The sequence below is a fragment of the Leptospira soteropolitanensis genome, from assembly GCF_026151655.1.
GTDB classification, from domain to species: Bacteria; Spirochaetota; Leptospiria; order Leptospirales; family Leptospiraceae; genus Leptospira_A; species Leptospira_A soteropolitanensis.
The window spans coordinates 429,928-445,496 of sequence record NZ_JAMQPN010000001.1; the positions used below are offsets into that span (position 1 = coordinate 429,928).

Genomic DNA, 15,569 nt, shown 5'->3' on the forward strand with positions numbered 1-15,569 from the left:
TTTATCCTAATTCCAATTAAAGATCTAAATTTGCAACTTTGTAAGAATTCGCTTCTATGAAACGACGGCGTGGAGATACTTCATCACCCATAAGAATATTGAATGTATCTTCTGCTTCCACAAAATCTTGTAACTTCACTTGTAACATAACCCGTTCTTTTGGATCCATAGTCGTATCCCAAAGTTGTTCTGGATTCATCTCTCCAAGTCCTTTGTATCGTTGGATTACAACTTTGTCATTGGGTCTTGCTTTAAGAATTTCTTCCTTTTCCCTATCAGAGTAAACATAGACAGACTCTCTTCCAAACTTCAAAAGATACAAAGGTGGTTGTGCCACAAACAAAGATCCTTGTTCAATGATTGGTTTCATATAACGGAAGAAGAATGTTAATAGAAGTGTTCGGATATGCGATCCATCCACATCCGCATCTGTCATAATGATGATTTTTTTATAACGAAGTTTTTCAACATTGAATTCATCATCACCAATTCCTGTTCCCATAACTGTGATTAGGGTTCGAATTTCTTCATTCGAAAGAATTTTATCCAAACGTGCTTTTTCGACGTTTAAGATTTTACCTTTTAAGGGAAGGATGGCTTGGGTATTTCTGTCCCGACCTTGTTTCGCGGAACCACCTGCCGAGTCTCCCTCGACAAGATACAATTCACAATGTTCAGGATCTTTTTCAGAACAGTCTGCGAGTTTACCAGGAAGACCACCACCTTCTAAAACAGTTTTTCTTCTTGTTAAATCTCGTGCACGTCTTGCTGCTTCTCTAGCTTTGGATGCTAAAATACATTTCTCTAAAATCTTTTTGATCACAGCAGGATTTTCTTCGAAAAATCGATTGAGTCCTTCTCCTGTGATGGTTTGCATAAGACCTTTTACTTCTGCGTTAACTAATTTTTCTTTTGTTTGTGAGTTAAACTGTGGTTGTGGGATTTTGATCGATATCACAGCACAAAGGCCTTCTTTGATATCATCCCCTTGTAAACCATTGGGTTGTTTTTTGAAAAGGATTTGGTCTTTCTTTAAGTGGTCGTTTAGAGTTCTTGTGAGAGCAGTTCTAAATCCTTCTAAGTGAGTTCCACCTAAGTTGTTATTGATGGCATTGGTAAAACAAAAAATATTTTCGCTATAGGTATCACAGTACTGTAGGGCAATCTCCGCCCAAACATTTTCTTTTTCGCCCACAAAGTGTAAAACTTTATGAAGAGGATGTTTTGATTCAGTAATATATTCCACAAAGGAAACAATTCCACCATCAAACTTAAATTCATGTTTAGCAACTTCGTCTTTTCTTTGGTCTTCAATACGAATCAGAAGCCCTTTGTTTAAAAAAGCGATTTCTCTAAATCTAGCCGAAAGGGTATCAAATGAGAAATCGACAGTTGTAAAAATGGTGTCGTCTGCCTTAAAGCGAACCACTGTTCCACGGTGAGTTGTTTCTCCTATAATTTTTACATCTTCAACAGGTACACCGGCTTGGTATTTTTGATAATGAAGTTTTCCATCTTGGTGGACTTCCACTTCTAAATAAGTAGAAAGAGCGTTTACAACGGATACTCCTACCCCGTGCAATCCACCAGAAACTTTATAAGCATCGTTTTCAAACTTACCACCGGCATGTAAGATCGTTAATACTACTTCAATGGTAGACTTACCCTTGTCCGGATGAATTCCTGTAGGAATTCCGCGACCATTATCTCGAACTTCAATGATATGGTCTGGTAAAATGCGGACATCAATTTCAGTACAATGGCCAGCCATTGCCTCATCCACAGAGTTATCCACAACCTCATAAACCATCTTATGTAGGCCGGACTCATCTTGGGTTCCGATATACATTCCGGGGCGTTTCCGGACCGCTTCTAGACCCTCTAGGATCTTGATTTTCGAGGCTGAATAGGCGTTTTGATCGGTTTCGTTGGACATAAATTTATAAGATACCCTATAGGAAGTATCCTAGAAAGACCCTCGAAGGGCAAGTGAAAACGGGGGGATTTAAGTGACTTAAGACCTAGGATTTTGAAATTCGTTTCCCGTTTTAAAGTGAATTTTTTCCAATAAAACTGGGTCGGTAATTGAGTTCACTTTCGCTAAAAGTTCTGCCTTTTGAAACTCCAATTCCTGGGAAATCATAGAGTGACGACAAACAACTGTGAGTTTTTTACCTTCAATGGATTTTGGAAAACTCTGTTTTCCAAAATAATCACCAACAATATCATTCCAACAAAGTCGTAGGGTTTTTAGAATCTGATCCCGAAAGACAGCTTCCCTGTCCATACCCATTTTTTCCAAACTTTGGAAGAGTTCGTGGAGTTCTACTTTTTTCATTTTTCTAAAAAAACCTTCACTTTTCCACCTTCTACTTGATAGATTTCTTTATCAACTGTTAGGTTTCCAACATACTCATGAATTCCTTCCAAGTCTGTCGTAGTAAAAAATGCCTGCCCACATTCAGAAATAAGATTCACAAAATATTCTCTTCGTTTGACGTCCAGTTCCCTGATAATATCATCAATAAGCAAAACCGGAGCTTCTCCCGTAGTATCACGGATCATTTGGAAACAAGCCGTTTTAAGAGCGATAACCGCACTTCGTTTTTGTCCTTGGGATCCAAACCCACTTAAATCTTTATCATCAAATCCAATTGGCAACGTATCTCTATGGTTTCCACAACTAGTATAACCAATCGCTCTGTCTTTTCGAAGATTATCGATGAGTTTTTGTCTATGTTCTTCTTTCGAAGAGATATTCGGTTTGTAAGTTAAAAAGAAAGGATCTTTCCCAGAACTTAACTGTTGTAAATTTTTATGAAAGTAACCGGCTAAGGTTTCAATGGTTTTGGTTCTGATTTCACGAATTTCCGCATCATGTTCAATGATAGGTTCATCCCAGATTCCAATTTCTCGATCTGTAGAATTATCTTTTTTCAAAGCGGCATTTCGTTGTTTTAAGAGACGATCATATTCAATGAGTTGTTTTAAATAATAACGATTGGTGGAAGAAATAAACGCATCTAAAAATCTTCTTCTTTCCACATTTCCATCTTCAATGATAAGGATGTCTGGTGGGCTCATCACAATCGAACGAAAGTATCCTACATAGTCAGAGATTTTTTTAAACTCTTCCCCGTTAACTTTTAGTTTTTTTCTTTTGGAATAAGAATGTTCAATTCCATATTCAAATAAATAATCATTCTCTTCAGATTCAAATTCAGCACGTATGAAGGTATCTTTTGTATCCCACCGAAGGAGTTGGTTTTGGTCCGATTCGCGAAAACTTTTTAAATAGGATAACAGAGAAATGGATTCGAGAAGGTTTGTCTTACCTTCTCCATTGTTTCCAATAAAAAAGATAAGACGTGATTTGAATGTTAACTGTGTTTCTTCGTGATTCCGAAAATTCTTTATGTAAATTTTCTTTAGAAACATTAAAGTTTCATTGGCATAATGACAGAAACAAAATCACTATCGGAAGGATCTTTAAACAGAACCGGTGCACTTGAAGTTGTGAATTCTAAAATGACCTCAGGATCATCCACAGCTTTTACCACATCACTCAAATAATCACCTTTAAAGGCAATTGTGATTGCTTCTCCATTGTATTCAATTGGCATATTATGATCAAACATCATCGTTCCAGGATTGGAAGAGCTAATATTGACATTTCCTTTAGTAAAAGCCAAACGAATTTGTTTCGAAGGTTCTTCCGCAGAAATGAGAGCTTGTTTTAAAAAAGTTAAAAAGTCAGCTTTTACAACTCGAACCGATTCTGAAGTTTGTTTTGGAATGACTTGTTCATAATCAGGAAAGTTACCATCAATCAATTTGAAAAGAAGTTCTACGTTTCCAGAAGAAACATAAATTTGTTCTTCTACAAATCCAATTTTAGCAGTTTCCTTTCCTTCCATCATCTTAAGCATTTCACGAACCGCTTTATGAGGAATGATCACACCATTTTTGAATGGAAATTGTTTTGGAAACTTACGAACAATTTTAGAAAGACGACGTCCATCGGTTCCCACAACAATCAGATCTGTATTGTCTGGTTTTAAAAATAAACCATTGAATACAAACCTTGTTTCTTCAATTGCCATAGCATAAGAAGTTTTACGAAACATCTCACGAATGGTTTGGCAAGGAAATTCAACAACGCTTGTCTCATCTACTTTCGGAATTGTTTTGATATCTTCTGAATCAATACCATTGACTTTAAACTTAGTGTCCATCTTGCCACTGGCATCAGTGATGGTTGTCTCTGAGTTTTCTGATTGGTCTGTCGTTGTGAGTAAACTTGTATCAAAGTTTAAGTTTTTAAAAATACTCGATAGTTGTTTCGCAGGTAAAGATGCTGTTCCCTTTTCTCCAATGGTCGATGGAACAGAAGTTTTGATTGCGATCTCTAAATCGGTAGCAGAAAGATAAACTTCATTCTCACCTGTTTGGATTTTGAGATTGGAGAGAGCCGATTTAATCTCTCGAACTGAGATGACTCCATCCACTGAGTTGATTGCTTTTAGGAATTCTGTAGTATTGACAGTGAATTTCATTTTTCCTCTTCTTCTTATTTATATTATATATCTTTATATATATTATGTCGTTTCCGTTGGTTCTGTCAGTATGTCGATAAAGCCTGGAAACATCAATTTTTATTGAATTATGTCAGGTTTTTTCCTTTTTGCAACTGTCAATATTTATGTCACTTTGAACAGGTTCAGGAAAACTTAAGGGACAATAAGGACTGACTATGTCCTATCGACAGTTTATCGACAGGTAATGGTCGGATTAATCACAGGTTATTGGAAACTTATCTTGTGTTTGATGGTATGAAACAGGTCTTCCCATTGTGGATCCGTTTTCATACGCTCTTTGAATTTATCGATTCCGTGGATGACGGTCGAATGTGTGGTCGAAAAAATTCTGCCAATTTGTGCTTTCGGAACATGTAGTACATCATGAAGGAGGAGCATACACAAATGCCTAGGCGGGATGAAATCGGCTTTCCGACTCTTCCCTAACAAATCCTTGCGAGCGACATTGGATCTTTCGCAGACAAGATCAATGACCATATCTGGGCTGAATCCAATTCGTTTTTTATTCGTAAGAAAACGTGCTTCGGCAATTTCCTGAATTTTCTCTTCCGTGAGTAAAAAGTATTCATAGGCCTTTTTGTATAAAACTAAATCGTTTACGATTCCAATCAGAGCGCGGGAATCCCCTTCCAATCGTTCAGCAAGCCACTGCAAAAGTTTGTCACTCGCAGGAATATTGAATTCAGAAAAATTGGCTCGCAAAAGTTCGATTCGCAGTGCCAAGTCGTGCGACTTGATATCGGCTTGGAGACCGTGTACAAATCGAGATTTTAACCTTTCGTGTAACGGAAGTTCGTAACTAGGTCTATCGGATGCAATGACGATTTGGCGTTTTCTATCATAAAGAAAATTGAAGAGTGCAAAAAACTCCTCTTGTGTTTTTTCAGCCCCACCATTCAGAAATTGAATGTCATCAAAGAGGAGAACATTGTAAGACTGGTATCGAATTTTAAAAGATTCAAGTGACTCACGGTTATTTTGACGAACGGTGAAAATAAATTCATTTAAAAAAGAGGTACTGTTTACATACCGAACGGTCTTCCAAGGATCCTTTTTTTTGATCTCGTTTCCGATGGCATGTAGAAGATGAGTTTTTCCCACACCAACAGGTCCAAAGATATATAGTGGATTGTATTTCCCTGGTTGTTCTGCCACACTTTTCGCAGCTGTATAAGCTATGCGATTGGAATCAGAAGTGATATAATTGCTAAAAATAAATTCTGGATTTAGGTCCGAGTCAGATTCATCAAATTTCGATTGTATGACTTCCTTAAATATTTGTGCGGAGGTTTCTGATTCCGCTAAAATAGAAACTCGAAAACGATCACCTACTACTTGATAAACGGCGTCTTCAATGAAAGTCGTATACTTCGTTTCCACGTGGCGTTTGATTCCCGTCGATGGAGCCGTCAAGTGAACCACTTGGTTGTCCCATTTTTCGAATTTGAGTGGTGCAATGAAATTGGAAAAGTACTTGGGAGGTATCTGTTTCGATATTTCTTCTAAAATTTCTTCCCAACGTCTGTCCAAGTTTCCCCGCCCTAAATGTGAAATCGGGTACTATACTTTTAGCAAGTAGGTAGAATTCAAATGAAAAATCGGAAAACGATCCAAACTAGAAAAAATAGTCGAACCGGATAAAAAAATTATGTCACTTTATTGGTTTGACAGAATATGTTCTAGTAATTCTTGTTAGGTGTTCTTTATTTAGATCAATATTCAAATGATGTTTAAAATCATTTTTTAATTAAGTCGCCAGTCTTAAAAATAATTGTGATAAAAGAACATACTCGAGTGCAGGAATTTCATAATGCAGTTTCATTTTAAAATCTAAGATGGCTTCGATCCTTCCTACATTGGCTTCAAAGTTTTTTTGTCTGTACTCATAAAGTAGTAATAAACAAATCATCTCTAAAAAATCTATTCCAGTAAGTCCTTCTTTATTAGATCGAAATTCTCCGAGTTGGTCACGCACCCAGTTTTCCAACTTAAAAAGTAAAATCGAATCGTGACAATGTTCTCTTACATTCTCATGCCACTCTTCCAAAAACTCATCAGAGATTTCAAAAGGGTTGAGGGATCCACCATAGTAAAGTTTGGATTCGGTCATTTCATTTCTACGAATCTTTTTGATTTCATCTTGTGTGAGATAATTGAAGGGAACACAAACCGAACGAGACACTATGGTTGGTTTTAAGTTTTTTAAATCGTTAACGATGAGAATGAACTTTGTATGAGGTGGAGGTTCTTCTAAAGTTTTTAGAAGAGTTGTTTCTGCTTCGTTATTAATTCGATTTGCTTCAGGAAATAATACAACACGATATTCGGAAGTATGTGGTTTGAATGGAATCCGAGCTGATAACAACCAACGAATGGTAAAGTCTTCTGGATCTTTTTCTTTTCCGATGGCAATGTTTTTTCTTCTGGGAAATTGAATGAAGTCGGGATGGACTCCTTTCATGAATTGGCGACAGGAATCACAAACTCCACAAGAGGTTCCTTCTAAACAAAGGAGTTGTCTTGCAAATCTTTCTGCTGCTGTCCACTTCCCCACTCCATCGGGTCCGTAAAAAATAATAGAACCAGGAATTCGTGACCTATCTTTTAAAAAAGATTTTAGATAAGTCAGTGCTACATCTTGGCCTGAAACTTGGTCGAATGAAAACAAAGCATCGGCCATTGGTCTTTAGTATACCGGAGTCAGCCAATTCATATAGTTCGGTTGTTCTCCACGAACTGCTTCAAAAAAGATGGATTGGATTTTTTTAGTGATGGGTCCGATGTTCCCATTACCGATCACACGACGATCCACTTCTTTCACCCAAGCCACTTGTACACCTGTGCCCGAAAAAAATAATTCATCAGCGATATAAAGTTCGGAACGTGCAATGTCTCTTTCGATTACTTGGTAACCTAGGTCTTTTGCAATTTGAATGATACTACGACGAGTAATCCCTTCTAAAATTGAAGATGGAATGGTTGGTGTATGAATCACTCCATCACGAACAATAAAAAGATTTTCTGCAGAACCTTCTGATACAAATCCTCTCGCATCTAAAAAGATAGCTTCATCCATTCCATTTTGAACGGCTTCTGATTTGGCAAGAGCTGAGTTCACATACCCACCACTCACTTTGGAAAGAGTTGGAATTTGGTTATCAGAAAATCTTTGCCAAGAGGAAACCATAGTGGTTAGTCCGTTTTGTGTATCGAGGTAATCATCCAACTTCAATGCATAAATGGTGATGTCTGCTTTTACATCATGGAACCTTGGTGAGAGTTGTAAGGCAGAAGTATAAATGAAAGGTCTTAAGTATACATTTTGTTTGGCTTCATTTTTTCGAAGGAGATCCAAGATGATGGATTGGATCTCTTCCGGTGTGATTTGGATTTGCAACTGCATGATCTTTGTAGAGTTCACAAGTCGTTTGCAGTGGTCTGGCAATCGGAAGACATAAAGATTTTTTTTAGCTTCGTTGTAGTATCCACGGATTCCACCGAAGACGCCTGTCCCATATTGTAATGCATGGGTTTGGACACTGACTTTTGCGTCCTCGGAAGGAACGATTTTTCCTTCGAAGTATGTATAAGGGAATGAATTCTGAGCCATTGAGATTCCTATCACTCCAATCTTCTGGAGTTTCAAAATTAGAAAATGAATTTTATCTTTTTTTCTCTCGAAGCTTAGGCCGATGATTTTGATATCGTTCTAAGGAGTAGATTCTCTAATCTCTCTCCCTCGCTTTTTTATAAGAACTGAATCACTAAGAAGACATAATATGAATCCATCCTTTTATCCCAACCAATTTGATTGTATCGTTGTCGGAGCCGGTCACGCCGGAACTGAAGCTGCTTATATCTCTGCCAAAGCTGGACTCAAAACTTTACTTATCACGATGAACTTGGATACCATCGGGCAGATGAGTTGTAACCCAGCCATCGGTGGAATTGCCAAAGGACATATGGTTCGAGAAGTGGATGCACTCGGTGGACTCATGGGTCGGGTGATTGATCAAACGGGAATTCAATTTAAGATGTTAAACACATCGAAAGGTCCGTCCGTTTGGGCACCGCGTGCACAAGCTGAGAAAAAACAATACCAACTTATGATCAAACATCAGTTGGAAAAATTAAAAACTCTATCTATCAGACAAGACACCGTAGAAGATTTGATCGTGGAAGGAAACCAGGTGACTGGTGTCGTCACTGGTCGTGGATTTACTTTTTATACAAATCATGTGATCTTAACCACTGGAACTTTTCTTTCGAGTGTGATTCATATTGGAACTTACCAAAAAGAATCAGGTCGAATTGGGGAACCTACAACCAAAGGACTTTCACATACACTGGCTCGTTTTGAATTGCGACTCGGAAGATTAAAGACAGGAACCCCTGCTCGTGTTCATAAAAATTCTATCAACTTTGATGGACTCGATGTACAAGATGGTGATGAGAACCCACGCCCCTTTTCTTTTTCTACAAAGAAAATCGATCGCAAACAAATTCCTTGTTATATCACTTATACCAACGACACCACTCATGAACTCATCAAACAAAATTTAGAATACTCGCCGATGTATTCGGGTCAGATCAAAAGTATTGGCCCAAGGTATTGTCCTTCAATTGAAGATAAGGTGGTTCGGTTTGCAGAAAGAGACCGTCACCAAATTTTTATCGAACCGGAAGGATATGAAACCAACGAGATGTATCTCAATGGAGTTTCCACAAGTTTGCCTGAGGAAGTGCAATGGAAGTTTCTTCGAAGTATCAAAGGTTTGGAAGAAGTAGAACTCATGCGTCCGGGTTATGCTATCGAATATGATTTTGTAGATCCGACAGAACTAAATCCAACACTCGAAACTAAAAAAGTAAAAGGTCTTTATCATGCAGGTCAAATCAATGGAACCACTGGTTATGAAGAAGCGGCGGCACAAGGACTTGTTGCTGCATATAATGTGATTCGTTCTGTAAGAAAAGAAGAGCCGATTCTTTTCAAACGAAGTGAATCTTACATCGGAGTTCTTGTGGATGATTTGGTTTATAAAGGTGTGGAAGATCCTTACCGAATGTTCACAAGCCGAGCCGAATATCGCCTACTCCTTCGCCAAGACAATGCTGACCAAAGACTGATGCAATATGGATATGAGATGGGACTTGTTGATGAGTCACTCTTTAGAGAAATGAAAGATCGTTATGCTCGGATCGATAAAATCAAAACACAAATGTTTGTGACGGCAATGAAACCATCCGACGAACTTACGAAGGTCCTGGAAGAAAAGAAGATCACCAATTATAAATTTGGTCACACAGTTGCTTCGTTTTTGAAACGATCTGATATCAAAATTGGAGACATTGAGCCTATGGTCTCTGAACTCTCCATTTTAAATGAAGATGAAAAAGCAGTTTTGGAGATGGAAATCAAATACGAAGGTTATCTAAAACGAGAGTTGGAAACGATTGAATACCGTAAGAAGTTTTTAAACTTTCAGATTCCGAATGATTTTGATTACGCTAGTGTGAAAGGACTCAAAACAGAAGCCGTAGTAAAGTTAGAAAAACATCGACCTATGAATTTAGAAAATGCTCTTCATATATCAGGTGTGGATCCTTCCGATGTGGATCTTCTGCTCTATCATTTGGTGGATAGACGATAACTAAAAAACAAACGCCGAACCTTCCTTAAAATAAAAAAAGCCAAGAGGGATATTCCTTCTTGGCTTTTTTTATTTTTGGATTTCTTCGAATCGATCTTCGCAATTTAAAAAGCTTTTGAGGTGCATTATAGAATCTCAAAGGCAGATTTTTGAAAGACTAATGACCCGAACTTTTAACTATCTGAAATCAAACTTTGAATCCAGATAAACCTTTCGCTCAATTACTTTGAGAGTCTTTTAAGATCAATACTTAATATTCTTTGTTTTTAAATTACCGAATTTGAACCTTTGATTACTAGACCGATCCTTACAATCTTTTTGAAAATCTATCTAATCGTAGACAAGCACGTGGGTTTTTTCGAGGATCCAGTTGTCCCCTTGTTTCACGTGAAACGAATGGGACTCCAAACTTCCATCTGCCCTGTATTTTAATTTGTGCACACGTCGAGTCTCACCTTGGAAGAATTCTCTTTCGACTAAGTTTCCTTTTGTATCAAACTTGAAATGGATTTCACCAAGACCTTTCTTTTTGTCATCAGTGAGATATTGAATTTGAACATTCGGACGTTTAGGATCGATTTGAAATCGGAAAGATTCATTGTCCTTGGTTTCTAAGTTTTTGCCTTCAGCAGCAAAAACATTTCCTTCGCCATCACTCTCAATCGAATAAACAATCAGTAATCTCCCTTCGCCATCTTTTACATTCATTTTCTTCAGAGCTCGACCTTTGAATTGGAAATCCTTTCTTTCAACTAAGTGTCCGCCATTATCATAAACTTCTTCGCTCGAGAGCAAACCATCTGTATAACGGAAAGTAGTTTTTCCGTCTCCCTTCCCCTCTTTATCAGAATAAGTTTCGGTGATTAATTTTCCGTCACTGTTGTATTCATATTCCGCGACATAAACAACCTGACCCTCGCCGTTACGGACGATCTCTTTGTTCGGAACTTTTTTTACTTTTTTAAATAGGTAAGCATCTTTGTGGGACCACTTGCCCGGTGTGTAACCTAAAATGGGAAAGGAAAGGATGATTAAAAAACTAATGATTCGAATCATGGAAAAGAGTTCTCCTACAGGAGACATCGGCGAATTCAATTAAAACGATAATACGATTATGTCAGAAAAAACCATCCAAGAAGAAATCCAATCCATCATCCCAGATTTGTTTCCCAAGTTGGAGCCAGAGTTTGATTGGGAATTAGTGAAACACTTTTATGAGTTTCTGAAACGAGACAACGAGAAAGGTGGATTCTTTTCTCGAAATGATTCAGAGAAGATTCTCGAGAGACATATTATAGAATCTTTGATCTTTGTTTGGAAACTGAAAATTACCGGATATGTTTCACGTGAAACAAACCTAGCGGATGTAGGAACAGGCCCCGGCCTTCCCGGATTTCTCTTTGCTCTTTTAAAAAAAGCGCCGCATGTTTTTCTCGTCGATTCTCAAAAACGGAAACTTGCACTTCTCGAAGCAGAAATCGAAACGGGAACTCTTTCCAAAGTGAAAAAACGAGTCGAGTTTATCTACGCTCGAACAGAGGAAATTAATTCAAATTTTGATGTAGTGACTTCGAGAGCGATGGTTCCTTATCCATACATCGCTGAAGTAACGACGAGAATGGTGAAACATAAAGGAATCTTATGTCCCTTTCTTGCACAACCCTACCAAGATTTAGAAAAAGAAACCGAGGTCCTAAGCAACAATGGTTTCTTTATGAAAAAAGAAATTCCCATTCCCGAATTAGAGTTTGTGGGAAAGAGACATATAAAAATACTACAAAAGAATTCCCTTCCTAAAAAGGGATTCCCCCGCGACTGGAAAGAAATCGTTAAGGAGACTAAGAGCAAGAATGGGTAAAATCGTTTCGATCAGTAATCAAAAAGGTGGAGTCGGTAAAACGACAACAGCGATCAATTTGGCATCCAATCTTGTTGATTTGGGAAAAAAAGTTTTGCTCCTTGATATCGATCCACAAGGGAACTCAGGTTCTGGTCTTGGGTTGGAAGTGCAGTCTTTAAATAAAACTACTTATGAAGTTTTGATTGGTGAACTTTCAGCGAGAGAAGCTGTGCAAAAAACTTTTGTAAACAATTTGGATATCATTCCTTCCAACATCAACCTCTCAGGATTGGAAGTGGATTTTCTTGGAATGGAAAGAAAGGAATTCAAATTGAAAGATGCTTTGGCATCAGTAAAAGAATCTTATGATTATATTTTAATTGATTGTCCACCTTCTCTTGGTGTTCTCACGATCAATGCCCTTTGTGCTTCTCAGTCCGTGATGATCACTTTGCAAACAGAGTACTTTGCACTCGAGGGACTTTCGCAATTAATGCGTATCATTTCTCTTGTACAGTCACAATGGAATCCATCACTTACCCTCGAAGGTGTACTCCTTACTATGTATGACAAACGAACCAACTTAGCAAACCAAGTTGCAGAAGATGTTCGTAACTATTTCAAAGAGAAAGTTTATGAAACTGTAATTCCAAGAAATGTAAAATTATCAGAAGCACCCTCTTTTGGAAAGCCGATCAACTACTATGATCCAGATGGTGTGGGTGCAAAAAGTTATAAAAGTTTAGCGGAAGAAATTGTAGGGAAGGCATAAAGTTATGGCACTCGGCAAAGGTAAAGTTTTAGGAAGAGGTCTTGGGAATTTAATTCCAGTAAATGAAAACAACGTAGAGATTTCTAAAGACGAACAAACCGGTCTTCGAGAAATCAAAGTCACAGAAATTTTACCAAACCCACACCAACCAAGAAAACAATTCTCCGATGTATCCATCCAAGAATTGTCCAATACGATTGTAGAACATGGAGTGATCCAACCAATCGTTGTACAAAAAAATCCTTCGGGTTCTGGATTTCTTTTGGTAGCGGGAGAAAGAAGATTACGTGCATGTAAACTTGCTGGCTTTGCAAAAATTCCAGCAATAGTTCGTGATCTATCCGAAGCGGATATGATGGAACTCGCGCTCATCGAAAATATCCAAAGAGAAAATCTAAATCCTATGGATGAGGCTTTGGCTTACCAAGCAATCATCGACAAACGTGGATTAAAGGTAACTGACCTTGCGACCCGAGTGGGAAAAAACAGAGCTACCATTTCTAACTTAATTCGTCTTCTTTCACTTCCTAAATTATTACAAGATTTGGTGAAAGAAGGGAAACTTTCGGAAGGTCAAGCTCGTCCCCTTCTCTCCATTCCTGATCCCAAAAAACAATTAGAAGTGGGTCAGAAAGTGATCGCAGAAGGCTGGAATGTCAGAGAGGTAGAGAACTTTGTTTCTAACCTATTACATCCAGATAAAAAATCAAAGTCCTCTTCTTTTGGTGCTGATAAACGAGATGCAAGTATTGTAAAACTAGAATCCAAACTCAGAAACAAATTCAGTTCCAAAGTGGAAGTGGCTCACAATGAAACGAGTGGAAAAGGTAAGATCGTTTTTTCTTACGCCAACTTAAATGATATGGAAAGAATTTTAGAGCAGCTCGGTGTGAAATTGTAATTTCGCCAATCGTTCATACAATTCGCTTTTTTTGATGAGTTCGTCATGGGTTCCGACGGACTCAATCTCCCCTTCCTTAATCACAACAATTTGATCTGATTTCACAACCGTGGAAAGTCGATGAGCAATCATAATTGTTGTTCTTTCCTTCACTAAAAAATCCAGAGCACTCTTAATCATTTGTTCTGATTCAGAATCGAGAGCAGAAGTTGCTTCATCTAATAAAAGAATTCTTGGATTGCGGAGGATGGCCCTTGCAATGGCGATTCTTTGTTTTTGTCCGCCGGAGAGTCTTGTTCCTAAATGTCCTAAATTGGTTTCGTATCCATCAGGAAGTTGGTTTAGAAATTCTGTGACATAGGCACTTGTTGCTGCTTTTTCAATTTCTTCAAAACTTGCATTTGGTTTTCCATAGGCAATATTCTCTCGCAAAGTTCCACTAAAGAGGATGGGTTGTTGCGGAACAAATCCTATGAGAGAGCGCAAATCTTTTAAAGTTAAATCTTTCAGGTCTACACCTTCGATTAAAATCTTTCCTGAAGTGGGATCGTAGAACCTGAGGATTAGTTCAAAGAGTGTACTTTTTCCACCACCGGATGGACCAACAAGAGCTGTGGTTTTGTTTGCTGGAATTTCTAAGTGGATCCCTCGAATGGCTTTATGTTCAGGCCTTGATGGATACGAAAACTCTAAATGCTCTAAATTGATTTTTAGTCCTTTTTGTTTAGAAGAGACATTAAAGGAAAGTGATCCATTTCCATCCATTAAATGAAATACTTCTGTGATAGGCATTGGAAATTTTGGATCTTTAATTTCTGATTCGGATAAAAGTAGTTCCATCAATCGTTCGGTAGCACCGGCTGCCCTTTGCAAATCACCAAGAACTTCGGAAACAGCACCGACACTATTGGCAACCATGATTGCATAAAAGGAAAATGCGATAAGTTCCCCGCCGGTTATTTTTCCTTCGAGTACATCTGTCCCACCAATCCAAAGCATCACACTAATTCCTGTTAGGATAAATAAAATGACAGCTCCGATTAGTAGAGCTCTTTGTTTGATGCGAGCTACAGCCACATCGAAAGCTGCCTCAACTGTGTTGGAAAATTTTTGAATGTCCTCATCTTGGTGATGAAAAGACTGGAGGATTTTTATATTGAGAAGAGATTCACTTACATAAGTTCCAATACTTGCAATTTTGTCCTGAGTTGTCCGAGACAAATTTCTAACTTTTTTTCCATAGAACAAAATGGGAAACACAATGAAGGGAACACTCAAAAGAACGATCATTGTGAGTTTTGCATTTGTGATAAAAAGAAAAATGATCCCTCCAACAAACATCAAAACATTACGAAGGGCAATGGATGCGGAAGATCCAATGACAGTTTGGATAAGTGTAGTATCGGTTGTGATTCGTGATTGGATTTCACCAGGTGAATTAACTTCGAAAAAGCTAGGATGGATGAAGATGATATGTTTGAATACGTCTCTTCGAATGTCAGAGGCCACTCTTTCCCCGATCCAAGAAACTGTATAATGACGAATGTAAGTTCCGATCGCAAGAAAGATTCCCACTAAAATAATAAAGGCAAGTGAGTAACCTAATTCTTGTTTGGATCGCGCAGAAAATCCTGCATCGACCAAATGTCGTAATCCTTGTCCAAGTCCCAACGTTACCCCGGCCGTAAAAAGTAAGGCAAAAGAAGAGAGGGCCATTTGGAACCTGTAAGGTTTTAAATAAGAAAAAGTTTTAGAGAGGACACGGAGATTTTTTGACTTAGGTCGGTCAGGTGTTTGCAAAGAA

The 15,569-nt window shown here is 38.1% G+C and carries 13 protein-coding genes; 4 read left to right on the forward strand and 9 right to left on the reverse strand.

All coding sequences use genetic code 11. The features are described from left to right. Positions 1-16 precede the first annotated feature (16 nt). The 7 genes from gyrB to ND811_RS02115 all read right to left on the reverse strand — a co-directional run bounded on the left by gyrB (position 17) and on the right by ND811_RS02115 (position 8,208). A complete protein-coding gene (gene gyrB, locus ND811_RS02085) occupies positions 17-1,936 on the reverse strand; it encodes a DNA topoisomerase (ATP-hydrolyzing) subunit B (RefSeq protein WP_265350590.1) in 1,920 nt (639 codons plus the stop codon). A gap of 78 nt (positions 1,937-2,014) precedes the next feature. After that, positions 2,015-2,338 carry a DciA family protein gene (locus ND811_RS02090; protein WP_265350589.1) on the reverse strand — a complete coding sequence of 108 codons (324 nt, stop codon included), beginning with the start codon at positions 2,336-2,338 and terminating at the stop codon, positions 2,015-2,017. Then, the gene (recF, locus tag ND811_RS02095; protein ID WP_265350588.1) at positions 2,335-3,438 is read right to left on the reverse strand and encodes a DNA replication/repair protein RecF; all 1,104 of its coding nucleotides are present in this window, start codon (positions 3,436-3,438) and stop codon (positions 2,335-2,337) included. The genes ND811_RS02090 and recF overlap by 4 nt, the downstream gene beginning before the upstream one ends. Continuing rightward, a complete protein-coding gene (gene dnaN, locus ND811_RS02100) occupies positions 3,438-4,556 on the reverse strand; it encodes a DNA polymerase III subunit beta (RefSeq protein ID WP_004786738.1) in 1,119 nt (372 codons plus the stop codon). Before dnaN ends, recF begins: the two co-directional genes overlap by 1 nt. Before the next feature lie 246 nt (positions 4,557-4,802). Continuing rightward, the gene (gene dnaA, locus ND811_RS02105) at positions 4,803-6,128 is read right to left on the reverse strand and encodes a chromosomal replication initiator protein DnaA (protein WP_265350587.1); all 1,326 of its coding nucleotides are present in this window, start codon (positions 6,126-6,128) and stop codon (positions 4,803-4,805) included. A gap of 217 nt (positions 6,129-6,345) precedes the next feature. Further along, the gene (locus ND811_RS02110; protein ID WP_135745195.1) at positions 6,346-7,278 is read right to left on the reverse strand and encodes a hypothetical protein; all 933 of its coding nucleotides are present in this window, start codon (positions 7,276-7,278) and stop codon (positions 6,346-6,348) included. Positions 7,279-7,284: 6 nt separating this feature from the next. Further along, positions 7,285-8,208: a branched-chain amino acid transaminase gene (locus ND811_RS02115; protein WP_135745196.1), complete on the reverse strand. Its 924-nt coding sequence runs from the start codon at positions 8,206-8,208 to the stop codon at positions 7,285-7,287. A 169-nt stretch (positions 8,209-8,377) separates the two neighbouring features. On the opposite strand from ND811_RS02115, the gene mnmG reads away from it, so the two are divergent. Further along, positions 8,378-10,252: a tRNA uridine-5-carboxymethylaminomethyl(34) synthesis enzyme MnmG gene (mnmG, locus tag ND811_RS02120; protein ID WP_265350586.1), complete on the forward strand. Its 1,875-nt coding sequence runs from the start codon at positions 8,378-8,380 to the stop codon at positions 10,250-10,252. Positions 10,253-10,582: 330 nt separating this feature from the next. Here mnmG and ND811_RS02125 read toward each other — a convergent pair whose 3' ends face one another. Further along, positions 10,583-11,308 carry a hypothetical protein gene (locus tag ND811_RS02125; RefSeq protein ID WP_265350585.1) on the reverse strand — a complete coding sequence of 242 codons (726 nt, stop codon included), beginning with the start codon at positions 11,306-11,308 and terminating at the stop codon, positions 10,583-10,585. 58 nt (positions 11,309-11,366) lie between these two features. On the opposite strand from ND811_RS02125, the gene ND811_RS02130 reads away from it, so the two are divergent. From ND811_RS02130 to ND811_RS02140, 3 genes are read left to right on the forward strand one after another with little or no spacing between them, the layout of a single operon-like run. After that, positions 11,367-12,110 (forward strand): RsmG family class I SAM-dependent methyltransferase, encoded by a 744-nt coding sequence (locus ND811_RS02130; RefSeq protein WP_265350584.1) that lies wholly within the window; start codon positions 11,367-11,369, stop codon positions 12,108-12,110. Then, a complete protein-coding gene (locus ND811_RS02135; protein WP_004786472.1) occupies positions 12,103-12,864 on the forward strand; it encodes a ParA family protein in 762 nt (253 codons plus the stop codon). The genes ND811_RS02130 and ND811_RS02135 overlap by 8 nt, the downstream gene beginning before the upstream one ends. 4 nt (positions 12,865-12,868) lie before the next feature. Continuing rightward, positions 12,869-13,765 (forward strand): ParB/RepB/Spo0J family partition protein, encoded by an 897-nt coding sequence (locus ND811_RS02140; RefSeq protein ID WP_265350583.1) that lies wholly within the window; start codon positions 12,869-12,871, stop codon positions 13,763-13,765. On the opposite strand, the gene ND811_RS02145 is transcribed toward ND811_RS02140, so the two are convergent. Continuing rightward, positions 13,739-15,565 (reverse strand): ABC transporter transmembrane domain-containing protein, encoded by a 1,827-nt coding sequence (locus tag ND811_RS02145; protein ID WP_265350582.1) that lies wholly within the window; start codon positions 15,563-15,565, stop codon positions 13,739-13,741. The two genes, ND811_RS02140 and ND811_RS02145, sit on opposite strands and share 27 nt — an antisense overlap. Positions 15,566-15,569 lie beyond the last annotated feature (4 nt).

Coding starts and splice junctions, on each gene's coding strand:
- mnmG (WP_265350586.1), top strand. CDS start 8,378: ATGAATCCATCCTTTTATCCCAACCAATTTGATTGTATCGTTGTCGGA.
- ND811_RS02090 (WP_265350589.1), bottom strand. CDS start 2,338: ATGAAAAAAGTAGAACTCCACGAACTCTTCCAAAGTTTGGAAAAAATG.
- ND811_RS02140 (WP_265350583.1), top strand. CDS start 12,869: ATGGCACTCGGCAAAGGTAAAGTTTTAGGAAGAGGTCTTGGGAATTTA.
- ND811_RS02130 (WP_265350584.1), top strand. CDS start 11,367: ATGTCAGAAAAAACCATCCAAGAAGAAATCCAATCCATCATCCCAGAT.
- gyrB (WP_265350590.1), bottom strand. CDS start 1,936: ATGTCCAACGAAACCGATCAAAACGCCTATTCAGCCTCGAAAATCAAG.
- recF (WP_265350588.1), bottom strand. CDS start 3,438: ATGTTTCTAAAGAAAATTTACATAAAGAATTTTCGGAATCACGAAGAA.
- ND811_RS02110 (WP_135745195.1), bottom strand. CDS start 7,278: ATGGCCGATGCTTTGTTTTCATTCGACCAAGTTTCAGGCCAAGATGTA.
- dnaN (WP_004786738.1), bottom strand. CDS start 4,556: ATGAAATTCACTGTCAATACTACAGAATTCCTAAAAGCAATCAACTCA.
- ND811_RS02125 (WP_265350585.1), bottom strand. CDS start 11,308: ATGATTCGAATCATTAGTTTTTTAATCATCCTTTCCTTTCCCATTTTA.
- ND811_RS02115 (WP_135745196.1), bottom strand. CDS start 8,208: ATGGCTCAGAATTCATTCCCTTATACATACTTCGAAGGAAAAATCGTT.
- ND811_RS02135 (WP_004786472.1), top strand. CDS start 12,103: ATGGGTAAAATCGTTTCGATCAGTAATCAAAAAGGTGGAGTCGGTAAA.